Origin of the sequence: Ignisphaera cupida, assembly GCF_030186535.1 — an archaeon.
Lineage (GTDB): Archaea > Thermoproteota > Thermoprotei_A > Sulfolobales > Ignisphaeraceae > Ignisphaera > Ignisphaera cupida.
Map to the genome: position 1 here is coordinate 458952 of NZ_JASNVW010000001.1, position 22984 is coordinate 481935.

Annotated in this window: 24 protein-coding genes and 1 tRNA gene; 6 read left to right on the plus strand and 19 right to left on the minus strand. The window is 33.5% G+C overall.

Annotation, left to right across the window (positions count from 1 at the left end; translation table 11 throughout):
- The first annotated feature begins 9 nt into the window (after positions 1-9).
- Positions 10-1146, plus strand: a complete 1137-nt coding sequence (locus tag QPL79_RS02565; RefSeq protein WP_285273215.1) for an AAA family ATPase — start codon at positions 10-12, stop codon at positions 1144-1146.
- A gap of 234 nt (positions 1147-1380) precedes the next feature.
- Here QPL79_RS02565 and QPL79_RS02570 read toward each other — a convergent pair whose 3' ends face one another.
- From QPL79_RS02570 to QPL79_RS02580, 3 genes are all read right to left on the minus strand, one after another.
- Positions 1381-1791: a CBS domain-containing protein gene (locus QPL79_RS02570; RefSeq protein WP_285273216.1), complete on the minus strand. Its 411-nt coding sequence runs from the start codon at positions 1789-1791 to the stop codon at positions 1381-1383.
- Positions 1770-3827 carry a ribosome rescue protein RqcH gene (gene rqcH / locus QPL79_RS02575; protein ID WP_285273217.1) on the minus strand — a complete coding sequence of 686 codons (2058 nt, stop codon included), beginning with the start codon at positions 3825-3827 and terminating at the stop codon, positions 1770-1772. Before rqcH ends, QPL79_RS02570 begins: the two co-directional genes overlap by 22 nt.
- Before the next feature lie 215 nt (positions 3828-4042).
- Entirely contained in the window at positions 4043-4711 is a 669-nt protein-coding gene (locus tag QPL79_RS02580) for an SAM-dependent methyltransferase (RefSeq protein ID WP_285273218.1), read from the minus strand.
- A gap of 91 nt (positions 4712-4802) precedes the next feature.
- Between QPL79_RS02580 and QPL79_RS02585 the strand changes: the two genes are divergently transcribed.
- A complete protein-coding gene (locus QPL79_RS02585; RefSeq protein WP_285273219.1) occupies positions 4803-5087 on the plus strand; it encodes a U6 snRNA-associated Sm-like protein LSm6 in 285 nt (94 codons plus the stop codon).
- 248 nt (positions 5088-5335) lie between these two features.
- Positions 5336-6550: a methionine adenosyltransferase gene (locus tag QPL79_RS02590; protein WP_285273220.1), complete on the plus strand. Its 1215-nt coding sequence runs from the start codon at positions 5336-5338 to the stop codon at positions 6548-6550.
- Between the two features lie 4 nt (positions 6551-6554).
- Here the strand turns inward: QPL79_RS02590 and QPL79_RS02595 are convergent, their stop codons facing one another.
- Positions 6555-8546 (minus strand): DUF460 domain-containing protein, encoded by a 1992-nt coding sequence (locus QPL79_RS02595; protein ID WP_285273221.1) that lies wholly within the window; start codon positions 8544-8546, stop codon positions 6555-6557.
- 178 nt (positions 8547-8724) lie between these two features.
- A complete protein-coding gene (locus tag QPL79_RS02600) occupies positions 8725-9603 on the minus strand; it encodes an RIO1 family regulatory kinase/ATPase domain-containing protein (RefSeq protein WP_285273222.1) in 879 nt (292 codons plus the stop codon).
- Positions 9604-9771: 168 nt separating this feature from the next.
- Between QPL79_RS02600 and QPL79_RS02605 the strand changes: the two genes are divergently transcribed.
- The 3 genes from QPL79_RS02605 (at position 9772) to QPL79_RS02615 (ending at position 12412) form a co-directional block, all read left to right on the plus strand.
- Positions 9772-10239, plus strand: coding sequence for a UCP014422 family protein (locus QPL79_RS02605; RefSeq protein WP_285273223.1), 468 nt, complete (start codon positions 9772-9774; stop codon positions 10237-10239).
- Between the two features lie 133 nt (positions 10240-10372).
- Complete coding sequence (locus QPL79_RS02610; RefSeq protein ID WP_285273224.1) at positions 10373-11014, plus strand: DUF4443 domain-containing protein; 642 nt, start codon at positions 10373-10375, stop codon at positions 11012-11014.
- Between the two features lie 96 nt (positions 11015-11110).
- Positions 11111-12412 carry a hydroxymethylglutaryl-CoA reductase, degradative gene (locus QPL79_RS02615; RefSeq protein ID WP_285273225.1) on the plus strand — a complete coding sequence of 434 codons (1302 nt, stop codon included), beginning with the start codon at positions 11111-11113 and terminating at the stop codon, positions 12410-12412.
- Positions 12413-12425: 13 nt separating this feature from the next.
- Here the strand turns inward: QPL79_RS02615 and QPL79_RS02620 are convergent.
- The 14 genes from QPL79_RS02620 to psmA all read right to left on the minus strand — a co-directional run bounded on the left by QPL79_RS02620 (position 12426) and on the right by psmA (position 22670).
- A tRNA-Lys gene (locus QPL79_RS02620) sits at positions 12426-12523 on the minus strand.
- Positions 12524-12818: 295 nt separating this feature from the next.
- Entirely contained in the window at positions 12819-15035 is a 2217-nt protein-coding gene (locus tag QPL79_RS02625) for an elongation factor EF-2 (protein ID WP_285273226.1), read from the minus strand.
- Between the two features lie 116 nt (positions 15036-15151).
- On the minus strand, positions 15152-15877 hold the full coding sequence (locus QPL79_RS02630; protein ID WP_285273227.1) for an ERCC4 domain-containing protein: 726 nt from the start codon (positions 15875-15877) through the stop codon (positions 15152-15154).
- A gap of 11 nt (positions 15878-15888) precedes the next feature.
- Positions 15889-16938, minus strand: a complete 1050-nt coding sequence (locus QPL79_RS02635) for a DHH family phosphoesterase (protein WP_285273228.1) — start codon at positions 16936-16938, stop codon at positions 15889-15891.
- Positions 16898-17251 carry a hypothetical protein gene (locus tag QPL79_RS02640; RefSeq protein WP_285273229.1) on the minus strand — a complete coding sequence of 118 codons (354 nt, stop codon included), beginning with the start codon at positions 17249-17251 and terminating at the stop codon, positions 16898-16900. Before QPL79_RS02640 ends, QPL79_RS02635 begins: the two co-directional genes overlap by 41 nt.
- Positions 17252-17299: 48 nt before the next feature.
- Positions 17300-17659 (minus strand): prefoldin subunit beta, encoded by a 360-nt coding sequence (locus QPL79_RS02645; protein WP_285273230.1) that lies wholly within the window; start codon positions 17657-17659, stop codon positions 17300-17302.
- A gap of 62 nt (positions 17660-17721) precedes the next feature.
- A complete protein-coding gene (locus tag QPL79_RS02650; protein ID WP_285273231.1) occupies positions 17722-18006 on the minus strand; it encodes a KEOPS complex subunit Pcc1 in 285 nt (94 codons plus the stop codon).
- 77 nt (positions 18007-18083) lie between these two features.
- Entirely contained in the window at positions 18084-18632 is a 549-nt protein-coding gene (locus tag QPL79_RS02655; RefSeq protein ID WP_285273232.1) for a hypothetical protein, read from the minus strand.
- A gap of 27 nt (positions 18633-18659) precedes the next feature.
- Positions 18660-18890 carry a 50S ribosomal protein L37ae gene (locus QPL79_RS02660; RefSeq protein ID WP_285273233.1) on the minus strand — a complete coding sequence of 77 codons (231 nt, stop codon included), beginning with the start codon at positions 18888-18890 and terminating at the stop codon, positions 18660-18662.
- 61 nt (positions 18891-18951) lie between these two features.
- Positions 18952-19779 carry an exosome complex protein Rrp42 gene (gene rrp42 / locus QPL79_RS02665; protein WP_285273234.1) on the minus strand — a complete coding sequence of 276 codons (828 nt, stop codon included), beginning with the start codon at positions 19777-19779 and terminating at the stop codon, positions 18952-18954.
- Positions 19780-19798: 19 nt separating this feature from the next.
- The gene (gene rrp41, locus QPL79_RS02670) at positions 19799-20524 is read right to left on the minus strand and encodes an exosome complex exonuclease Rrp41 (protein ID WP_285273235.1); all 726 of its coding nucleotides are present in this window, start codon (positions 20522-20524) and stop codon (positions 19799-19801) included.
- Positions 20514-21251 (minus strand): exosome complex RNA-binding protein Rrp4, encoded by a 738-nt coding sequence (gene rrp4 / locus QPL79_RS02675; protein WP_285273236.1) that lies wholly within the window; start codon positions 21249-21251, stop codon positions 20514-20516. The genes rrp41 and rrp4 overlap by 11 nt, the downstream gene beginning before the upstream one ends.
- Entirely contained in the window at positions 21244-21942 is a 699-nt protein-coding gene (locus QPL79_RS02680) for a ribosome assembly factor SBDS (RefSeq protein ID WP_285273237.1), read from the minus strand. Before QPL79_RS02680 ends, rrp4 begins: the two co-directional genes overlap by 8 nt.
- Positions 21939-22670: an archaeal proteasome endopeptidase complex subunit alpha gene (gene psmA / locus QPL79_RS02685; protein ID WP_285273238.1), complete on the minus strand. Its 732-nt coding sequence runs from the start codon at positions 22668-22670 to the stop codon at positions 21939-21941. Before psmA ends, QPL79_RS02680 begins: the two co-directional genes overlap by 4 nt.
- Between the last annotated feature and the right edge of the window lie 314 nt (positions 22671-22984).

The window sequence follows — 22984 nt, forward strand, 5'->3', positions numbered from 1 at the left end:
TCGATTTAAATGAGTGGTGGACGTGAATATCTAGAAGCACTAGCTAGGAAATATGTTCATGAAGCAATGATAAATGAAAAAATTGGCAATAAAGTTGATGCTGCTAAAAACTATAAAAAAGCTGCTGAAATAATCATGATGCTTATAAATAACTACAAAAATGATCCAATGATACATATATATAAAAGTCTTGCCGAAAGCTATATTAACAAGGCTAAGGAACTTGAAGAAGAATCCAAACTCTCAGTATCTATAGGAGGTGAGAAAGAGGAATCTGAAGAGGATGTTGTGAAGGATTATGTTCTAATTGAAAAACCTTCTGTAAGATTCGAAGATGTGATAGGATTAGATAATGTGAAACAGGCAATAATGGATTCAATTGTTTATCCAACAAAAAGACCAGACCTCTTTCCACTTGGTTGGCCAAGAAACATACTTCTCTATGGCCCACCTGGATGTGGAAAGACGTTAATAGCTGCAGCTGTAGCTAATGAAATAGATGGAGTATTTATGCAAGTAGATGCAGCTAGTCTAATGTCAAAATGGCTAGGCGAAGCTGAGAAAAGAGTTGCTGCAATATTTAAATACGCCAGGAAAATAGGTGTGTCAAAGCCGGTTATAATATTTATTGATGAAGCTGACGGGTTATTGGGTGTATATGAAAGCGAAATTGGTGGTGAGGCCAGGGTTAGAAATCAGTTTTTAAAAGAATTGGATGGTCTAAGCGACAAAGGCAAAAAATTCTTCATTTATGTTATAGCTGCAACTAATAAGCCATGGAAACTTGACATAGGCTTTTTGAGAAGATTCCAAAAGAGAATATATGTACCACCACCTAATAAGGAGGCAAGAAGAAACTTATTTGAATACTATACCAAGTTCTTTAAACTTGCTCCCGATGTTGATTTCAATATCTTAGCAGAGAAAACAGAAGGCTATTCAGCAAGTGATATTAGAGATATTGTTTTAGAAGCTTATTTAAAAACCGTTAGAGAATTATTCAAATCAAATAACTTTAATGAGAGCCCGAGACCAATAACATTAAAGGATTTTATGGAGGTTCTTCAACATAGAAAACCAAGCATTTCGCAAGAACTCTTAAAGCTGTATGAAGAATGGGGTAAAAACTTCGGTGCAATGGCTTAATGCCATTATTTTTAACCTTCTAAACACTATAATTAATCTTTCTCCATTTAAAGAACGAAAATTTTCTCAGCATGGCTTATTTGTTTCTTTTTCATGGATCTATGCACAAAGTTTATGATTTCATAATATGTTGCATATATGGCAAGAATTCAAATTATAGATTACCATAATTCAGCAATAAATTTTATCAAAGACTTTTATGAGCAAGTACAACTTTATTCATAGAAAAAGTCCTTACCTACTTTTCATCTCTACATACTCCAACAGCTCTGGCACATATTTTAATACATCATCTATTGTCACAATGCCTATAACTTTTCCGATTTTGTTGACAACTGGAATGTGACCATGACCTGTACCAATCATCAGATTTATAACATCCTTTAGTGGTGTATCGGGGTCTACTACTGTAACTGGTTTTGAAAGTATTTGAGTAATATTGACAAGTTTTGGGTCAAGACCTTTTGCAATAGTCTTTATCACTATGTCCTTTGCAGTTACAACACCGAATACAATATCATTTTCATCAACAACTATAACTGATGCTATATTGTATTTCTCCATTGTTTTTATCGCATCATATACCGTTGCATTTATCCTTACACAAATTGGGTTAGGAACCATCACATCAGATGCTCTAAGCATTTTTCCAGCACCTCTTTAGCATTTTCATTTACAGCTATTTTAACTATTCTACTTTTTCCAGGTATTTTAGTTCTTAATTCATTTAAATCAATAGCCATAGCAACAACCTCTAAACCTCTTTTCTTCAATTCACTTAGAAACTCATTTACCACTTCCTCAATTTTTAGGTCCCCTGGTTCCAAAATCATATAGGCAATACTTTTTCTTAGAACATTATTTTCTGAACCAATAACAACCCTAAGATTACAAATGTTTTCATTATCTATGGTAAGCTCTAATCCTATACCTAATCTAAGCTTTACATCATTTAAGTAATTCTTTTTTCCATAAACCATAAATCCTCCACGTGGAAGATATTCCCCAGCTGGAGGAGATAGGGATACCTGGAATCCAGGAACCCAAAAAACATTCACAGAATGTAAACCCATTTTCCAGGCCTTGCTATAGCACGCAGCTAAAATAGCTGCCTCTTTCAACGCTTCTTCATCAATATTTCTATTATTTGTTTTCACAATCACTGCACTACCGCCATGAATATCAGCATGCATTACAATATCGTTATCATGCAAAAATCTTTTGATGAGGTAAATGTTTTGACTTGCATCCCTACCTCCAAGAATCAAGAACCCCGATGATGTTATGGTCCAGTGGAATTTTTCAAACCACTCCCTTTTTCTAGAAACTACAAACTTAATACTTTTCTCCTTTAAACTTGTTTCCTCACTTAATCTTTGAATTTCTTTCTCAATTCTATTCATTTCCTCAACTGTTCTCTCAATACCTTTATCAACATCGCTTAACATCTTTCTATATTCATTGTATATTGAAATCAGTGATTTTCTTACATCCAGTTCTATTGAAACCCCATTTACATCAATACGATATAATCCCTTGGCTTGATCATAACTAGAAATTTTTTCACTGCATTTACTTATGGAGTTCCAACCAAGCTGCTTAACAACTGTTTGAACACACTGATGCAAAGTTTCTATTTCTGGATAGTTTCTTTCAATAATGTTAACAATCTTATTTAAAAGCTCTTTCTTATCCTCATATGCTTTTAGTGCTGAGCTCATTTCCTGTAAAGTATGTTTCAACTTCTCAATTTTACTTACAATAGGCTCTATCCTTGATTTGCGAATAAAATTCTCTATGTCATGAATAAAATATTTGTTTATTGCTTCATTAATGCTTTGATATTTTTCAACTCTATAGGTACTACCACTAAATTGTGGTGGAATAAAGGGGTAAAACCCGATTGGTTCATTATTAGCATATATTATACATGGATCAGAATTTTTAATTGCAGCATCAATAATATTGCTTACACTGTTTATTGCACATTTAATGATTTCCTCCAGAGATTTGTTTGAATTAATCGATGATTCGCATATGAAAAAAGCTGCTTCAACAACTTCTGATGGAAATCCATAGGTCTTTATAATATAAGAGATAATGTTTTGTTTACCTCCTTTAACATTTTTTATAATATTATTAAAATCTGAAGAATCAATTGATTCACGCCATTGCTTAGGAGGGAAAACATATTTTGATTTAGGAACTATTACCCTATCTCTCATTCTTCTGTATTCTAAAGCTATTATCACATTATCAGCTAGGTCTACTAAAATCATTGTGCCCCTGGGCAATAGCTCTATAACAAGCTTTTTTTCAGTGCCTTCACAACTAAGTTTAAACATTATTATTCTTTCTCTATCATATTGCTCAATAGAATTAATTCTACAGTCTCTTATGTGAGATCTCCATGTGATAGATAAATTCTTTGAGTATTCTACATCTATACCGGATTCTGATAGTGAAACTCTTTTCCCAGGTTCAATAACCAAGTAAAGAGGTCTATTCTCTCCACTTTTCCTTAGCTTTAAAACAACTAAATTCTTTGAGTAGATATACACATTATCAATAAACGAGTTCTCCACATATTTTCTTTGCTCATTAATCCATACACTTATATCTAGCCAGCTCATAGAATTTTTTTGGCGTTTTTGAAATGACTCTACAGCTTGACGAGACATTGAATACCCGCCTAAAGATACTGTTTGTAAGAGGTCTTTATGGTTTAATAACATCAGTTATTGCAACCACAACATCAATGCATATATATTACCAAAACATCTTAAATAGCTTACTAGGTTCATTTGGTCCATTTCTCACATGGACATTAACACTATTACTTTATCCACCTAGCATTATTCTTGTAAAGCTTCTTAACACTAATAAAAAATTTGATTTATATTTCAGGGGGTTTTCCATATACTTTGTCATCTTCATCTTGACAAACATTATTATTTCCAGCTAAAATCCTACTTTCAAATACTGGTACAAATTCTGCAACAACTGTTAAGTAATTCTCTGGAAGAATAACATCACCATATTCATTAATTGGAAAAGCATACGGCAATTCTATTTCAAGTTCTAGCTCCTTACCAAGCTTTTTCGTTATTTTCAAGCCAAATACATACTTTATCTCACTTAACTTTTTTCCACTTTCTATGAGCTTAGCAACATATGCAGCACCTGCAATAGTGTATTGATGCTTTCCAATGTTTCTTGCCTTAGCAAATGGAAGTTTAGATGTTATAAGCTTATTTGTTTTGCCATTTGGTGGATGAGAACCCATTATACCTCCTATAACAACATATTCACTATGTTTCATATCATCTGTTGTAAGTTCCTCATAAGCCATGGGATCCAATACAATAACATTCGGGTTATTGCTTAGAAATTCTATAACAGACTCTTTATATACTATTCCAAGTTTTTTGAGTATTTGTAAATCCTTTTCATTTTTAACATTAGCAAAAATTACTCTTCCATTGAATATTTTTGCTACAAACTCATACTCCTTTAAAATCCACTTGTTTATGCAAGGCTCTAAATGCTCTATCACAATATACATTTACTACATACCAACAATCTTATAAGGCTTAGAATAAAAATTTTTAAATTGTAATCAAAAATGTATACAACTTGTATTGGGATGAATCTGAATGGCTGCAACTCAGCAAAAACCTGCAATAACTCCAATGAAACTATTAAGAGGTTCCATGAATAAAACAGTATTAGTGAAGGTGAAGGAGAATACAGAATTTGTTGGAAAACTTGTTATGACGGATCCAACAATGAATGTTGTTTTGGAGGATGCTACTGAGTATAAAGATGGTGGAGAAGATGTTATAGCAAAATATGGTAGAATATTGATCAGAGGAAGCCAAATACTCTACATATGCGTTGACTATACGGAAGCAAGATTAAGACAAGCCTCAATGTCGTGAATGTATTATGCAAAATTATAAAAAAGTTAGAAAGAAAATCAAATTACCTTTATCATGTCCAATAAACTTCGAGTTCTCGGTTGAGAATATTGATTGTAAACTATGTAAATATTTTGATGAGTGTCTTAAAATATTTACTAAAGCTGAGAGACTTAGTAGAAATATTAGGTAGCTAAAAATATCCTAGCTTTATAGAAATATAAAAATATTAAGTTTTGGTATGTTCAAAAATACTTTGGGAATTAACAATGCCAAATATAGAAGTATCTGAGTATAGATGGACGGGTATAGAGAATTTAAATGTGGAAATAGTTGAAAGGAAGGGAACTGGACATCCAGACTATATAGCTGATAGTATTTCAGAAGCGGTTAGTAGAGAGCTTTGCAAGTACTATTTAAAGAGGTTTGGGGTAATATTGCATCACAATGTTGACAAAGTTCTTGTTGTTGGGGGACAAGCAAATCCCGTGTTCGGTGGAGGTGAGGTTTTACAACCAATATACATCATTGTATCTGGAAGAGCCACAACATATGTTAAAACAAAAGAAGACTTAGAATTTATACCTGTTGGAACTTTAATAATGAAAGCAGCCAAAAACTGGATTAGAGAAAACTTCAGGTTTTTAAATCCTGAAGAACATGTGATTGTTGATTATAAGGTGGGGCAGGGAAGTGCAGACCTAGTTAGCATATTTGAACTTGGATTAAAAAAGATTCCACTTTCGAATGATACTAGTTTTGGTGTTGGATTTGCTCCTTTATCAACACTTGAGAAGGTTGTTTATGATGTTGAAAGATTTTTGAATTCCCCCACCACAAAAAGTGTTTTACCAGCTGTGGGAGAAGATGTTAAGGTAATGGGGCTTAGAATAAATAAGAAAATTAAATTAACAATTGCCGCGGCAATTGTATCTAGATTTGTAAGGGATAAAGAGGAGTACTTGTCGGTAAAAGAAGAAATAAAGGAGAAAATACTTGATTTTCTTGCTAGGAAAGTACATGACTATGATATTGAAATATTCATAAATGTTGCTGACAAGCCAGAAGAAGGAGTGTTTTATCTAACAGTAACAGGGACATCAGCAGAACATGGAGATGATGGAGCTACTGGAAGAGGCAATAGAGTAAATGGGCTAATAACTCCTATGAGGCCAATGAGCTTAGAGGCAACAGCAGGAAAAAACCCTGTTAGCCATGTTGGTAAGTTATACAATGTTACATCAACTATTATAGCAAATAGAATCTATGAGGAGGTGAAAGGTGTTAAGGAGGTGTATGTCAGTATGTTAAGCCAAATTGGAAGACCAATAAATGATCCACTAATTGTTGATATAAAGATATTGCCTGTAGAGAGACTAACTTTAGATATGATTAACGAGGCAAAGAATATAGTAAATGAGGTGCTAAGTAAATTTGATGGTATAACAAATTACATATTAGAGAACAAAGTAACGCTCTTTTAAAAATTTATTGATCTCTTATCAAGTTTGATCTGTATTCATTAATAATACTTAGAAGCTTTTTATAATCCAACAACTCTTTCTCTCGCTTCATATTCAAATAATTCATCAGTTTGTTATAAGCAATCCTTATAGTATCTTGTAAAAGTTTCTTATTGAAAACAACCACATCATCTGTTATTAGAACTGGTGTTAATTCATCACATATTACACCAATTTCAAAATCAAAAAATTGAGTAAATAACTCATTTGAACATTTTTTCATTATTAGAATAGATGGTCTTTTTATATTCTTTAACTTGGGCAACTCTATAAAATCCTTATTTACATACATTACATAAATGCCATCTACATTCTTTTGATATTCTTCACTAAAGTCTTTAGCTATAGGAATAAGAATAAGTTCGTCTTTAACCATCCCCCTTAAAACATCTTCAAATATCTTTTTCAAATCATAAAGTTTTTCACGCTCCTTCTCCAAATACTCCACATGTATTTGTAATTGCCTTATCTTTTCCTTAAACTCATTAATTATTCTATCCTTTACAATTTCTGGCTCAAGTTTTTCCATAATTCTAAATTTGTTCTCAAATTCAATTTCCTTTAGTTTGTTTTCCAATTCCATAACTTTTCTTTTCAAAGTCTCTCTTTCTTTTTGTAATTCACTTAATTTATCATTGATAATCTTAATTTTTTCATCACATTTTTCATTGGAAACAATTTGATGCATAGTAACAAAATCTTGGCTTAGAGCTGCGGAATAAGTGTTTTTGAGATGCTCCTCAATAGCATATTCTATTGCTTCATTAACAGTCTTTCCTCTCAATAACTGAAGTTTAACATCATCTAACTCAATATCAAGTCCTAATTCAATGACTTTTCTTTCAATTTCTATAAATTTTTTCTCAAATGATTTATATGCCTTCAACGCTGCTGCTAAAGCATCTCTTTCATGAGAGGTTTTAATTTCAATGCTTAGACCTCGTTTAGTTAACCAGTCAATTAAATGCTCTTTTTCTTCAATACTTAGAGATTTTGGAGGAACATAAAGTGGTAGTCCAAGAATAGATGAAACCTTTTTCACAGTATCTGGAGCAGGGTTTTTATCTGTTGCTATTAAAACTGGTATTCCAATGGAGTAGACCTTACTTACTACAGCCACTTTATCAAGTTCTTTGGATGAGTAGGTGTAACATGTTTTAAGGGAGAGATCAATTATAGCTATACCTGTTTCAATTCCAGGGTCGATACCAACAATAACATATTTTTTGCTATAATCCTTATTTTCAAACTCAATTGTTGTAAACTCGGGTTTTATAACAACTCTTATGTCGTTTCCATGAAAAGGCTTCACAATCTTGCGAATTGTTGTAACATCTGCATAGGCTATTATGGCTGCATTCTCAAGCCCTCCTCTCCCTCTCCTCAGAACTATGTCATAAACTACCTGAGCTTCATCAAGTTTCTTTCTAACTTCTTTCATAGCTCTAAAAATTGCTGTTCTCATTGCACGTGCAAAAATATTTGCTCTACTACCTCCTGAACCAGGAGATCTTGTTCTTGAAATAATAATTTTAGTTCTAGCCCCAACACCTCTAACAACTGTTCCAATACCATTCAACGCAAGAAGTGCACACAGATATGCTGTTTGAATTGGCTTAGGTTTTGATGACAAGATTATTCCAATTTTTGAAACTTGTTTTGATAAATCAATAAACTTGTTATCTTCTACTGTAACTTGATATATAATTGCAGTAGGTGGAAAGAGTTCAAAAATTTTTGCTAAGTCTTTTTTTGTTGGAGCAATTTCAAAGATATTATCAACACCAATCCTATCTACTTTAAAATCCCATGCAATTCTAATCAAACCTTTTAAAGGAGTCTCAATAGATTCATACAAAACATTACTATTCTCATCAATTACAACAACAGCATAAAGTGGTGGATTTGTTCTGGATAACGGACTACCTTTAACAATATCGATGCCCATTACCTTCATAGTAACACTTTTTACAGCCTTTTACACTACATTTACGTATAAAAATAATCAAGTTGAGTACAGCATAATTAAGTATTTTAAAGGTTTAAAAATTTAATTGGTTTAAGCAAATAGTATTGCAATTGAACAAATAAGATTAAGGAAGACATTGTGCAATTAGCAAATAATGATTCAAAAATTACTTAGACCTTTTCCCTTCTAAAACATATTCAAGTATTTTGTCTAAATCAATATTCATTCTAAATTTTCTTTTGAAGAAAGATATTATATGATATAGATCCTTCTTCAAAACCTCCAAAGCTATTGGATTTACTGTTGCAAAGTATTGTGGCCAGTCTATTATGTAGCTCTTGTTATTATCAATATCAATAATTACATTATATTCACTTAAATCACCATGAACCAAACCAGCTTTCCAATATGCATTCTTAACTATATCCACTATTTGATGAAATACCTCAGTGGGATCTTCAAGAGATTCTACTTCATATAAATTCACACCAGGTATGAACTCTATAACTACACTATGAAGAGCTGCTCCATAAAATTTAGGAACACCCTCAACACCATGCTTGTTTAATATGTTTAGTGCCTCTGCCTCTCTACGACCTGATATAATGCTTTTTATAATCCATGACGAATTCTCAAAGCCTTCCCCATACGACCTAGTCTTAACCACATTTCTGAATTCCTTCCCAATTTTGTGAAACTTTATTGCAACAAGCATATTATCTGATGATATTGCCTGAAAAAGCTCACTCTCCTTACCCTCACCAATTTTATCACCAATTGCTGTTATAACATTTTTCTTAACAAGTCTATGTAGTGCTAAACAATCTAATCCAAGAAATTTTATTCTATAAGCCTCAAATGTTGGATGACGTTCAATAAGTTTCATTTTAGCTAGTTTCTTGATTCGCGCGATTAATTCTTTCTGTGTGAATTTTTCTCTAAAATTATTGATTATGATTTCTAATGGAACGTATTCATATCTTTTGAGAGAACGAACAAAATAGTTTAACACAATGAAATCATCATCAACTAAGCTTCTATACATTACTCCAAGTTTCGTTTATGTACACCTCTATACTGATTTAATCCGTGGCGGCCGCGATTCTCTTCATCCAACTGTGTTGTCGAGAGCGCGGGACTCTTCATCTAGTTTCTATTTTTGTCTGCACATTTTTAAGTTTGTTAAACAAACTGTTAGAGACTAGGTTTGGTTATGGCTGAGAAACTTAAAAGTCCTCCTCGAATAAAAGTGTTAGAGGCTTTAGGGTGTATAGCTGATAAAAGGATTAAGGAAGTTAGTAATAACAAAGCTATTGTTGTTTCTTCAGATGGTAGTAGAAAGTACTGTGTTTATGTTGACATTGAGAAAAGAATTGTGTATAGCGATGATAATGGAACGAAGTACAGAAGGTATGTAGGGTATCCAATAATAGCATTTCTCATGATAAAAGGCTATTTGAGATATAATGAGGATATAGCTAAGGCATTAGCTGGAATACCATGGAAAGTTCTAAATGAAAAATACAAAAATTATCAAATAGTTGAAAACATTGTAAAAGAGAAGGCAAAACAAAATGGAGTTTCGCCAGAAACCCTAGATAGTTTTGTAGATGATGTTTTAAAGCAGTTAATAAAACTTTCCCTGGTTTATGATGATAAATATGGAAAGTGCTTAACATAGCAAAAAATCATTGTTTTTAGCAAAATCTCTATGGCTCTAGAGAAGTTAATATTTATACAAAGATGTGATTAGGTAGGGGTTTGTTCATAAATCTTTATTAATGATTAAAACAATTGACTATACTTGTGTGATTATGAGTAACTTAAAGAATCTTTTTTATGAAATTGCTGCAAGTAGGAAAGGTGTAAAGCCATTATTTGAGCCTGCTCATGTTTTAAAGACATTGCTGCTGCTTTACGAGAAAGAGCCTATAGGAAGAAATGTTTTATCAAGAATGCTTGGCATTGGTGTTGCCTCTACAAGAACCTTAATAAAGAGACTTAAAGAATATGACCTTGTAAATGTTGATTATGTTGGTGGATGTATACTTACTGAAAGAGGTAAGAGGGTGATTGAGAGGATAATGAGTGTTGTGCGTAGAATTGAAAATTCTACAGCAATAATTGAAGAAGATTTGAGGCTGGCACCCTACTCCTGGTTAGCTGTATTGGATAATAGTATTGAACTTGTGAAAAAGTTTGGAATTGTTAATATACGAGACAAGTTAATAGGATATGGTGCAAAAGCAGCTTTGATTGTATTTGTTGAGGAATTTGCATATATACCCCCAGATAAAGAATTGAATGAGAAGAAATACTCAACATTAAGAAATATACGCAGCTCCTTATTACTTAAATTCGGAGATGTTGCAATAATTTCATTTGCAAATGGTTTAAATGTAGCTGAGAAAGCTTTGCTAAATACTTTAATTGATGTAGTTTTAGATACTTGTTAAATACTGATGCATTAATTTATTTAAAAAGGGTTAACTAAATGAAACATAAGTAATTTTAAACTGTGATGCTTTAATTTACTTTTTGGTGTTATATAATTGAATTCAAATAACAGTATAGGATCGTCTAGAATACCTGGGTTTTACAAATTATCAATAGATGAGAGATTAAACATTGTTATTAATTGGGCTAATCTAAATATGAATGAAGTTGAGTTGCTGAAAAACTTTGGAAATTTGAATCCAAAAGTAGCCGACACCATGATAGAAAATGTTATTGGTGCAATATCATATCCTTTTGCTGTAGCAACTAACTTTAGAATTAATGGAAAAGAGTATCTAGTTCCAATGGTTATAGAGGAGCCAAGTGTTGTAGCAGCAGCTAGCAATGCAGCTCGAATGCTTCGAGAAGCTAACAATGGTGATGGTATAAGAGCTGAAGCATCTAAGCAATTAATGATAGGCCAAGTACATCTTGTAAAAGTTCCTTCACCACATTATGCTGCTATGGAAATTATGCAAAGGAAAAACGAGATATTGGAAATTGCAAACTCTACTAATAAAACTCTCGTTAATGTTGGTGGAGGTGCTAAAGATATTGAGGTAAGAGTTATTGAAACTAGAAAAGGTCCTGTCGTAGTGGTTCATTTGATAGTTGATGTTGTTGATGCAATGGGAGCAAACACCATTAATACAATGGCTGAAGCAGTTGCTCCATACCTTGAAAAATTGTCTGGTGGAGAAGCTAGGTTGCGAATAGTTTCAAATTATGCTGTTTATAGAATCGCTAGGGCATGGGTAAGAATAGAGCCTGAAAAAATTGGTGGAATGGAAGTAGCTGAGAAAATAGTTGAGGCATCAGCTATTGCAGAAGCTGATATATATAGAGCGGTTACACATAATAAGGGTATAATGAATGGTGTTATAGCTATTGCTCTTGCAACAGCACAGGATCATAGAGCCATTGAAGCTGGTGCCCATGCTTATGCAGCAAGAGATGGAAGATATAAACCACTTAGTACATGGGATTTGGATTCGCAAGGATATCTTGTTGGAGTTTTAGAAATGCCATTACAAGTTGGAACAATTGGTGGAGCTGTAAAAACTCATCCAGTAGCTCAAATAGCTTTAAAAATTCTTGGAATTAAAACAGCAAAGGAACTTGCGGAAATTATGGTAGCTGTTGGTTTAGCACAGAATTTTGCTGCACTAAGAGCACTTGTTACCACAGGAATTCAAGCAGGGCATATGAAACTTCATGCCAGAAACCTTGCGATTAGTGCTGGTGCAGAAGGTGCTCTAATAGATATAGTTGCTGAAGAAATGATTAAAGAAGGTAAGATAACATTTGATAAAGCTAAGGAGCTTGTTGAAAAATACAAGGCAAGCAAAACAAGTTAATGTTATTATGATGTGGCGGGCCCGCCGGGATTCGAACCCGGGACTTCCGCCCACATTCACATGGTCTACGGGTTAAGAGCCCGCCGCTCTACCTGGCTGAGCTACGGGCCCATCACATATTTGACAAAATACTACTCACATATTTACAATTTTAAGCTTTTTCACTCAAACTATTAATCTAGTCGATGGATTAAGCGCCTTCTGACTTTTTGTAAATTCTAAAGATAGAAGTTTCTTTAAAGTATTCAAATGCCTCTAACCTCTATTCATAATCAATGTGAGGAAAATCTAGGAATGTTAACTAATGTTAACTATAAAAACAAGTCTTAGTTATATCCATAACTTAATTTTGCTAAAAGTACTTCATTTTGAATTATTTTTGAGATTTTTCTCTTATTTAACTCTTCTATAGTGATATGAATTCATCGGGACTTGGAGGCTCAGGCTTTAGACCCTTTCTCTGTCTAATCTTTCTAACTATATCTAGTAGCATTGAATCTGGTACTGGTGCCCAGCGACTAAATTCTGTACCCCAAAATGCTTTTCCAGCACTAGCACTTCTAAGTTCATTTGCTAGGTCAGCAGATTCTGCAACAGGCATTTCTGCCAACATCTTGACTATGTTACCAATCATGTGAGTAACATTTATTATTCTACCTCTTCTCTTTGTTATAACAGATGATATTGGTCCTAGATAGTCCATGGGGAACTTTATTTCTATTTTCTGCAAGGGTTCTAGAAGTGTTGGTCTCGATGAAAGCATTGCCGCAAATATTGGATTTCTAACAGCAGGATATATTTGTGCAGGACCTCTATGAGCTGGATCCTCATGTATTACAGCATCTTGGAGAATGACCTTCAATCCTCTTACAGGCTCTGCAGCCAAAGGCCCTTCTCTCATAGCTAGTCTAAAACCTTGTATTATAGTATCCCTAACCTCTCTAAGATACTGTATTCCTGAAGTCATATCTATAAATACATTTATGTTTTCATCAATAGCCCATATTCTCCTTGCTTCATCATAGTCCCAGCCAGCTTGATCACGAAGTATTCTAGCTCTCTTATGTGTATCCATGTCCTCACTAACAATACCTTCCTGTATAAGTCTTATTGTTTCTTCATTTAGTGGTTCTATGCTTATGTAGAATCTGTTGTGCTTGTTGGGAGACTTACCTTCGAATATCTTACTTTTCTCTCTAGCAGTTTCTCTATACACAATTGTTGGCGGTGTTGTATCAACTTCTAAGCCAAACCTTTCTTTTAAAAGTGTTAAAACAATTTCTAGATGCAAATGACCCATGCCAGATATTAGATACTCGCCTGTTTCCTCATTTATTTTAACAACAAGGTTGGGATCTTCAATGCTCATCTTCTTTAGAGCATCGATTAATTTAGTTAAATCAGTTGTTTTCTTAGGCTCAACAGCCATCGTTACAACAGGCTCTGAAATATATCTCATTCTCTCAAATGGTGTCATAACATCTTTTATCCTGACATCAACAACTGTTTCACCTGCTCTAGACTGGTCCAAGCCAAGTACAGCTGCTACATTGCCTGCTGGAATTCTGTCTACAACTTCTCTATACGGTCCCATGTAAATACCTACTTGCAAAACTCTTTGCACAACTCTGCTATTTATTAGATAAAGCTCTTGCCCATTATATATTGTTCCTGAAAATACTCTTCCAGTAGCTACAAAACCTGCATGTGGATCCCAGCGCATGTCACATACAAAGAATACCACAGGTCCATCAGGATCTGCCGACATCATAGCTTTTCCAATATCAGTATTAATCTCACCTCTCCAAATCTTTGGTATTCTATAAGCCTGAGCCTCACGAGGATTAGGCACAAATTTTACTACCATGTCTAGAAGTGCTTCATGTAATGGTATTTTCTTTTTAAGTTCTTCCAAACCTTCTTTATCTCCTTTCGTATAAACTTCTATTAAATCGTCTATTTTAACTCCCTTCTTTCTGCTCAGGGGAACTGTTAATCCTATAGCATCCTTAGCACTTCCAAATGCAACCATTCCTTGTGCTGGATCAAGAAGCCACTTCTTCTTAAACTCTGGCTCTGCATATGTCTCAATTAGATTATTAACCTCTTTTATAATTTCAATAAATCGTTGCTTTATATCATCTGGTGACATCCTCAGTTCCTTTATTAACCTATCTACTTTATTTATGAACAATAATGGTCTTACTCTTTCCTCTAATGCTTGTCTAAGCACAGTTTCTGTTTGTGTCATAACACCCTCTACAGCATCAACCACAACAATTGCTCCATCAATCATTCTAAGACTTCTAGTTACCTTGCCTGTGAAGTCAACATGACCTGGTGTATCAACTAAGTTAATAACGTATGGTTTTCCTTCAAACTCGTGATACAAACTAATGTTAGCTGCTTTAACAGTCATTTGTCTTTTCTGCTCAATATCCAAGAAATCCATTGCCAGTAGCTGCCCAGCTAGCCTTGGTGAGATGAGCCCAGCTGCTGCTAACAAGCTATCTGTAGTTGTTGTTTTTCCATGGTCTACATGCGCAATTATACCTACATTTCTAATTTGCTCGGGATTATTCATTATCTTTAGTATTTGGTCAACACTTTTGACAAATCTCATTTTTTGTTACCCTACCTTATCCAAGTCTTTAGCTAGTGTTAAGCTTATTAACTTTTCACATCCTGGTTTTGAAGCTAAACCTAATTTAAAGTTTATTTCTAAAAAGCAAATCAAAACTAGCTTTTGCTATGATTTTGTGAAAAATAGTCCATAATAGACTTGCTTTTATCCTTCTTCAACTCTTTAAAATCCTTGTATATGGCATGTATTATTTGATATATTTCACTAGCCTTCTTCTCTCCCAGACCTTCAATTTTTGCAAGTTCAGATAAGGATGCTGTACAAAAGTTGTGTATGGATCCGAATTTTTCCAAAATTCTTACAGCAGTTTTTGGTCCTATATGAGGAAATGCTTGAAGTATGTACAATTGCCATTCACTTACTTCAGAAGATGATGGTTTTTGCATAGGTCTTTTAGTAGCTATTGCAACATTTCCCAATTTTTCTGTTCTCATAGCTATTCTTTTTATTATTTCAGCTGTTTCCTCTTCATCTCTAGAATTTAGCGTTATAACACCAATATCAAGAGCAAGTGTTATGTATGCTCCTAAAATTGCGCTTCTCCTAACATTAGAAAACCTTGCAGCTTCTTTTAAACTGCCCTCTATTATTATCACTGCTTTTTCATATTCATTTACAAGTCTAGATGCTTGATCAAATAATCTCCCATCAACTAGAGATTTTATGAAATCCGAAGCAGTCTTTCTCTCTATACCAACTTTATTCGAAATGATGTAGTCTCCTACATTTAGAAGCTTAAAAATTATTGTAACACCCTTGCTAATTAGAATTTGTGGAACCTTGGAATTGCGCTCTCTCTCATCAATATAAACAATTACCATAAATCTTAACCTCAAGTTTTATTCTCAACAAATTCCAAAATACCTATTTCACTTATACTATTCAATATCTTAATGATTTGATCAACTACTTGTTTAATATTATATGTTCTTAGTATAGCACCTCCAGCTGCTTTATGACCTCCCCCACCACCACCAAAGACTTCTATAAGCTTTTTCACAAATTCATTGTATATATCTATATTGAGAGAATTAATCACATCTTCTCTACCTCTATAAACAATTCTTATAGCCTTTAAACTCTCATCCTCAGTTATTACAAAGGAAATATCATAGCCTATTGTGATTAAAGTTGATGCACAATCAGATTCATAAGCACCAACATTTGATATCGCTATGAAAATATCGCTATTTTTTATTCTTACTTTGAACCCTCTATGCCTAAATATACACTTTATTCTTGCAATTCTATTTGATGAAGGCCTTTCAGTTGCTATAAGCTTTAGCGCTTCTTCATAATTTGCTCCATAGTCTATCATGCTTGCTACTACATGAAAAGTATTTCTTGTTATTCTTTGAAATCTTTTTGTATCCCACAAAACACCTGCCAAAAGAATTTCCGCTATTTCACGAATATTGTTAAGACTTAAGTTATATTTCATCAGCATTTCAAAAACTATTTCAGCTGTTGAACTATAGGATTGTCCATCTCCAATGTATATAACCTGCCTATCCTTAATCAAAGGTCCAATATCTTGAAATTGGTGATGATCAATTATTATAATGGTGTCACACTTAAGAACATAGTTCTTCAACAACCTGAGTTGCTCTAGCGATGCTGTATCTAAGACTATGCATACATCACAAGGTGCTCTATCCTCTATCTGATGATACTTCTTAATAACATCCATTTTTATGTTCATTTTTTGACATGTTACATAAATGTATTTGCATTCAGATCCTATTCCTTCTGGCACTAGTACTTCTATGGACGCTTCTTTATTTAAACTATGAACTAGCTCATGTAAAGCGCATGCTGATGAAAGAGCATCTGGATCAGCATTAACATGTGTTACTATTGCAACTTTTTTTGCCTTCTCCACTATTTTTTTCACTAAATCTAAATTTTGATAGAAATTGCTCTGCTGCATTGAAAGCATTCCTCAATGCTGCATCTAGTATTGATTCTAGACTTAGCTTATTAATAAAATATGCCTTTGTATCTGCATCAACAGTAATTGTCAACATGTCATTATCTAGTTTCACACCTACAACAATATTGTAATCTGTTATTCTAGTTCCAAGCACTAAACTTATGTGATCAAGAATTGTTTTTTCGATGAGGTTAGCTATTTCAGCTAATGTTTCAAAATCTATTTTGCTTAAGTTTAGATTAAGTTGCCTAACTTTTCTCATACAATTCATTTAATAAATAAATTTTATTTGGGATTAAAATTTTTGGTTCTATGTTTTCTTGTAAAGTGTCGAGGCATATTGAGATAACTTTGATTGAACCTCGCTTAGTTGCTGTCTTATTAATGCTTCTTGCCTAGAAAGTGTTTTTAGTCGAAGTTCTAACAATTCTTTTCGCTCACTTAATTCTTTTTCAGCATCAGCTTTACTAATCTTAATTAATAAATGACCAGTGCTTCTATACATTTCAGTATTATCAGCAACGTTCTTCAGTATTTCTAAAGCCCTGTTTATTTCTCTTAACTCTTGCTCTATAACACTTTTTTCAGCTAACAACTGATTCAATTGTGCTTGTAGTTGCTGATATTTAATAACTTGTTGTTGAACTTCAGGTGGTATTGTTTCGGCCAAGTTATACACCACTTCTTTTTAGTTACATTTATTTTAATGCTAAATTTGATATAGCGAATATATTAGTTTTTATAAGAGCTCATGTTTTTAATAGCATTCAATGTTTCAAGAGATGCATTTATTAGATAAAGAATTGAGTTTAGAAATGCTCTTGCATGACTCAAAGTATCTGCAAAAACCTCTATATTTATAGAGCACAAATCATCTGAAAAATAGATATTGGTTTTTATTTTGCCTATGTTAGCAGGATTAATTACTTCAGCAAATATACTATTGTAAATTGTTTGAGCAAATTCACATTTATTCTCAAAGGTTATTTTTAAAATTGCTTTAACATTAAATGACATTCTTGTTCATTCCAATGATTGGCAGCTTAGGTAATAAGTGTTATGTATTAAATGGTATATTCTATCAATAACCATATCTATTCACATAGTCTTATTAGCATGTATCTTGTATTAGTGTTGCAGTCAGAGAAGACCACCTCAATTCCGTCTCTATTTCTAGATTTTTTTATGTGAACACATATACTTTGGTCAGAAGTCTTCAACGAAGCATCATCCAAGCTAATATTAAATGTTTTTAGAAAACATTCCAATAACTTAGACGATACTTCGAATTCATTTAAAATGGAAATTGGTCTAAGAATAGAAACTTTGATATTACGTAACTGTTTATACTTTTCATCTATAGAGTAACCACAGATTTTTAATGTACATACTTTTGTAATTTCCAGCAAGGGATATGATATTGCATATAAATCTATAAATCCTGGATTTCCTCTTCTATTTCTAACTATTAATACATTATCGCAATTTGTATCAATGGCATGTAATGCAAGTAGTTTAAGTGTAAGCTTTCCTCTATTAACCCTAATAGCATTAGGAATTAGCTTAGATAAAGCCTTGATAAAACGTCTAGTATTTCTTGTTGGTCTATGAGAAGTTGTTATTAGAGTTCTTTTTTGCATCATTATATTTAATAAACCTTTGTGATTTTACTACTTTTCTATTGTCCAGGGGGTGTATGCTGCACCAGCCCATTTGTTATTGCATTTTGGGCATTGCCATATGCCAAAGGCAATTCTTTTTAGCATTGTTATAGCCCCACAATATGGACATTGATATTCAGCATATCTTCTCTCCATAACCTCTTTCCATTTCTTTCTTAAGCTAGATCCGTATCTTGCACCAAATCTTCCTGCTATGCCAACAACCTTCAATCTTCCCATTTTCAATACACCTATCTGCAATCACTATATCTGCTTAAGAATAAAAGCTTTATCTCTGTTTTTATGATAAAAACTTTTTTATAGTTTCTATTATTTCTTTACCTCTATTAAGAGAAATTTCTAATGCTTGCTCTATTTCTTTTTCCGTAAATGTTCCTAAACCTCTTTTTTGCATACCAACTATATTACCATCTTCACTTATTGCTATTGTTAAGCTTGCGCTTGCAATAGCCTCCTCTTCTGCTGTAGGATCAACTACTAACACATCACCTATCTTATATATTGTTACTGAAGATACAAGCTTATTTAGAGGCAATAAACCAGCTGATTTACTTCTATCAATTTTCACATTACCTGTAACCTGATCAATTTCATAGTATGGAATTCTGGCCTTAGCTAATGCGATAATTGATGCTATCATCGAAGCATCTATGAGGTTACCATCATGATCTAGAATATATATATCTAGCCACACAACCCACACTTTCCTTCCAGGAACTAAGACAAGTTTATCTAAAGCCACAGCCTTTGATTCTCTAATTGATCTATCTATAACTCTTGCAAGTTCAATTGCATTTTCGTCTGGAGGTCCTGGCTCAAATGTTGGTGATGCTGCAGGAATATACTCTGCATTAACTATTAGCACACCTTCTTCTGGGTTATCTGGAAATGGCTGACCTACTTCAATCTTTACTCCAGCCAATACTTGAGTATAGCCAAGCTTTACAAGTACAGAGGAGTCAGCATTGGGAGAAATGTTTTTAATAACATCAATTTGTCTATAGCTTAGCAAAGGTCTTTTATCTATGTGATAACCCTTTGCCAATACATTCAAAATTGCATTCATCTTTATTTTTGGTATGATTGATGTTTCAGGAGTTGATGACATAATTATTCACCTTACCTAACTACTCTTCTACTTCAACAAATTTCTTTTTCAACGTTTCTTTTTGTAGAGAATATATCTTGTTAATACCATCAAGAGCAAGTCTTAAAGCATATCTGAATTCTTCTGGAGTTAAAACACCGTTCAACTGAATCATGGTTATTTTTCCCATTGATGGCATTGCAGCAACAGGCATATCTGCTTCTCCATACATATCCTCAATTTCATTCAAATCCAGAACAATAACACCATCAACCTTACCCACAGCAACGGCAGCTACAAGATCTATCATAGGTATTCCAGCATCTGCTAAAGCTAGTGAAGCAGCTGTTATTCCAGCTGTTCTAGTTCCTCCATCAGCATTCAAAACCTCTACAAATATATCTATAGCTGTTCTTGGGAATTGAGAACTGATTATTGCTGGTTCTAAAGCCTCTCTAATAACCTTCGAAAGCTCTATTTCGCGCCTACTTGGTGCAGGACTTTTTCTTTCACCCATTGTTGAAAATGATAACATTCTATATCGACATCTTATTATAGCCCTATCAACTTGTTCTTCATGTCTTGGCACAACTTCTCTAGGTCCATAAACAGCTGCTAAAACCTTTGTATTGCCAATCTCAACTATTGCAGATCCATCAGCGTTTTTCAAAACTCCAACTTCCATTCTTATTTGCCTTAAATCTGCAGGACCTCTACCATCTATTCTTTTTCCTTCAGCTATTAACTGAGGTTTACTACCCTTCAAATTTTATTAACCCTCTCTTCACTTTCTCATTTAAAATAAACTCTTTTATTCTTTCAGTTAATCCTGTTGTATGCGCCTCTGCTTCAATCTTTTTTATAGCTAGAATTGCAACATACTCTAGTTCTGGATCTGGACATCTAAGCAATATTCTACCATTTACACCTACAACAAATTCACATTTTGTTTGCTCTGAAAGCATTGTTATCATAGACCTTTTCTTACCTATAACTCTTCCAACCTTAATAGGCTCTATTTCAATGAGTGATCCACTAACTACTTTTCCCAAGCCTTTGTCTTGTACTGTTAATATTGGTAACCTTGTTCTATCGAATTGCGCTATTTTGGCTATTACAACATCACCTACATCAAGATATTTGCGAATATTTTCAGATGAGGGATTAAATGATTTTCCAATATAATCCGAGGCATTTAAGATTGCTAAATAAGGTGACTTTATATCAACAAGCCATGAAGAAAGTGTTACATCAGTTACTATACCTATTACAATATCTCCTTCCTTTGGTATATAACGACCTTTCAAAGGAATTATTCTGATCTTCTTATCATCTTCTCCAATATCCTGAAGAGAAACTGTTGTAATAACATATATGTTTTCACTTAACTTATAAAGGGAAATATTTATGTTTGAACCTTCAATAGAAACATTTTTATCAACAATAATTTGATCTCCTGGCAATCTTATTACTCTTTGAATGGAGCTAGACAATATTCAACACCCTAATAGATGCATTACCTTTTGAAATATCATTTACCTTATCTATAAGCTCGTTTTGCATTCCAGCAGGTATTTCAAGTTGAACAACTAAAGATCCATTTGCTAACCAATTACTCTTCTTCACTTCACCAAGTTTCATTATCTGACCAGCTACTTTAGAGGCATACTCTGCTGGAATCACGATTTCTACAAGTGCTTTTGCTATTCTAATTGGAATAATTTTTGAAATAGCCTTTACAATATCTGCTACCTGCTCTTCAACAGATTTATACAAGTCTACACTAACCTTTGCTTCCTCCATTGCTTTTTCTATACGTGTTGGTGGTATTGGCGTTTTTGTTTTGGGATCTATAGCTGATCTCGCAATGTAGTAAATTATCTGCTTTCTTTTCATTTCTAAAAGTTTTCTTCTTTGCTCGGTTGTTAGTTGAAGCTCGCCATTCTTTACAATTTCAGCAGAAATTTTATATACATCATCAGTTCCGAAAACCTCTTGTAATTCTGATGGAGATGCTTTTAAACCTTTTTTTGCATCTTTATATATGTAGTCTCCTACAACAACCTCCTCAATACTTATTTTTTCGCCTTCTTTATATCGATAAGCTTTTTCGGGATCTACAAGAACTTCAAACCTTTTCCCTTTCACAACAAGTCTCGCAATAACATATTCTTTTTTACTCACGTAGTTACACCTGCTTTTTCTAAAAAGCTTTGCACCTCCTCAAGGGATAGCTTCCTAAATGTCTTTGAATTTACATCTGCTACACCAATCTCAACTCTATCTACCTTCAGAGGCTCTTCAAGAGATGCTCTCAATGCTCTTAGTCCTAGTATTATCATTTCCTCAATAGATAGTTTTGGATTGTAGTGTTTCTCAAGATAACTTGAAACAGTTTGTTCCCCAGCCCCTGCTGCTACACCATAGTATTTGAAATAAAGCCCACTTGGCTCGGTTTTAATAAGCTCAACACCCTTTCTATCAACACCACCAAATATTATGGAAACTCCGAAAGGCCTTACACCACCTTGTTGAGTATATGCTTGTTTTATATCACATATTGTTCTTGCTAAAAGTTCAACATCTATGGGCTCATCAAATGTTAATCTATGCCTTACAGCTAAAAGCCTTGCATAATCTATCAAAACTCTTCCATCATGACCAAGACCTGAAAACGTTGCTCCAACATGTGAATCAACTATGAAAACTTTTTCAAGATCAACTACATTATGAAGTGGTGCAACCTTTCTCTTCTCAGCAATTAAAACAACACCATATTCTGACTTTATTCCTAGAGATGTCCATCCTCTTCTAACAGCTTCAGCAGCATACTCAACTTGATATAATTTGCCATCAGGTGAAAATATTGTTAATGCTCTATCATAACCCATTGCAGCAGGCATGAATGACATGATTATATCTCACCACTTATCTGATTTAACAAGGATAATATGGAAAACAGAGTTAAAAAATTAATTTTGAGCTTTTCAGTGGGTAGTCCATTCAATCATTTTACTTATCAATTATATATAGCCGAGGGATTCATCATCTCATATTATTCATTTAACAACCGTAATACTATATTTCTGTATCAAATTTTTAATCATTTCGCATCTCAATTTTTATAGTTATATTGTGTTAAATGAAGGTCAAAGTTAAAACAACACCTCTCTTTTAACTACTTTTAAACACTTCAATTTCCATCTCTCATTTAGCCTTCCTTTCT

What these genes read in the sequence shown, in the direction of transcription:
- QPL79_RS02565 (WP_285273215.1), top strand. Translation starts at nt 10, where the DNA reads ATGAGTGGTGGACGTGAATATCTAGAAGCACTAGCTAGGAAATATGTT.
- QPL79_RS02570 (WP_285273216.1), bottom strand. Translation starts at nt 1,791, where the DNA reads ATGCTTAGAGCATCTGATGTGATGGTTCCTAACCCAATTTGTGTAAGG.
- rqcH (WP_285273217.1), bottom strand. Translation starts at nt 3,827, where the DNA reads ATGTCTCGTCAAGCTGTAGAGTCATTTCAAAAACGCCAAAAAAATTCT.
- QPL79_RS02580 (WP_285273218.1), bottom strand. Translation starts at nt 4,711, where the DNA reads ATGTATATTGTGATAGAGCATTTAGAGCCTTGCATAAACAAGTGGATT.
- QPL79_RS02585 (WP_285273219.1), top strand. Translation starts at nt 4,803, where the DNA reads ATGGCTGCAACTCAGCAAAAACCTGCAATAACTCCAATGAAACTATTA.
- QPL79_RS02590 (WP_285273220.1), top strand. Translation starts at nt 5,336, where the DNA reads ATGCCAAATATAGAAGTATCTGAGTATAGATGGACGGGTATAGAGAAT.
- QPL79_RS02595 (WP_285273221.1), bottom strand. Translation starts at nt 8,546, where the DNA reads ATGAAGGTAATGGGCATCGATATTGTTAAAGGTAGTCCGTTATCCAGA.
- QPL79_RS02600 (WP_285273222.1), bottom strand. Translation starts at nt 9,603, where the DNA reads ATGTATAGAAGCTTAGTTGATGATGATTTCATTGTGTTAAACTATTTT.
- QPL79_RS02605 (WP_285273223.1), top strand. Translation starts at nt 9,772, where the DNA reads ATGGCTGAGAAACTTAAAAGTCCTCCTCGAATAAAAGTGTTAGAGGCT.
- QPL79_RS02610 (WP_285273224.1), top strand. Translation starts at nt 10,373, where the DNA reads ATGAGTAACTTAAAGAATCTTTTTTATGAAATTGCTGCAAGTAGGAAA.
- QPL79_RS02625 (WP_285273226.1), bottom strand. Translation starts at nt 15,035, where the DNA reads ATGAGATTTGTCAAAAGTGTTGACCAAATACTAAAGATAATGAATAAT.
- QPL79_RS02630 (WP_285273227.1), bottom strand. Translation starts at nt 15,877, where the DNA reads ATGGTAATTGTTTATATTGATGAGAGAGAGCGCAATTCCAAGGTTCCA.
- QPL79_RS02640 (WP_285273229.1), bottom strand. Translation starts at nt 17,251, where the DNA reads ATGAGAAAAGTTAGGCAACTTAATCTAAACTTAAGCAAAATAGATTTT.
- QPL79_RS02650 (WP_285273231.1), bottom strand. Translation starts at nt 18,006, where the DNA reads ATGTCATTTAATGTTAAAGCAATTTTAAAAATAACCTTTGAGAATAAA.
- QPL79_RS02655 (WP_285273232.1), bottom strand. Translation starts at nt 18,632, where the DNA reads ATGATGCAAAAAAGAACTCTAATAACAACTTCTCATAGACCAACAAGA.
- QPL79_RS02660 (WP_285273233.1), bottom strand. Translation starts at nt 18,890, where the DNA reads ATGGGAAGATTGAAGGTTGTTGGCATAGCAGGAAGATTTGGTGCAAGA.
- rrp42 (WP_285273234.1), bottom strand. Translation starts at nt 19,779, where the DNA reads ATGTCATCAACTCCTGAAACATCAATCATACCAAAAATAAAGATGAAT.
- psmA (WP_285273238.1), bottom strand. Translation starts at nt 22,670, where the DNA reads ATGTCATTCATGCCTGCTGCAATGGGTTATGATAGAGCATTAACAATA.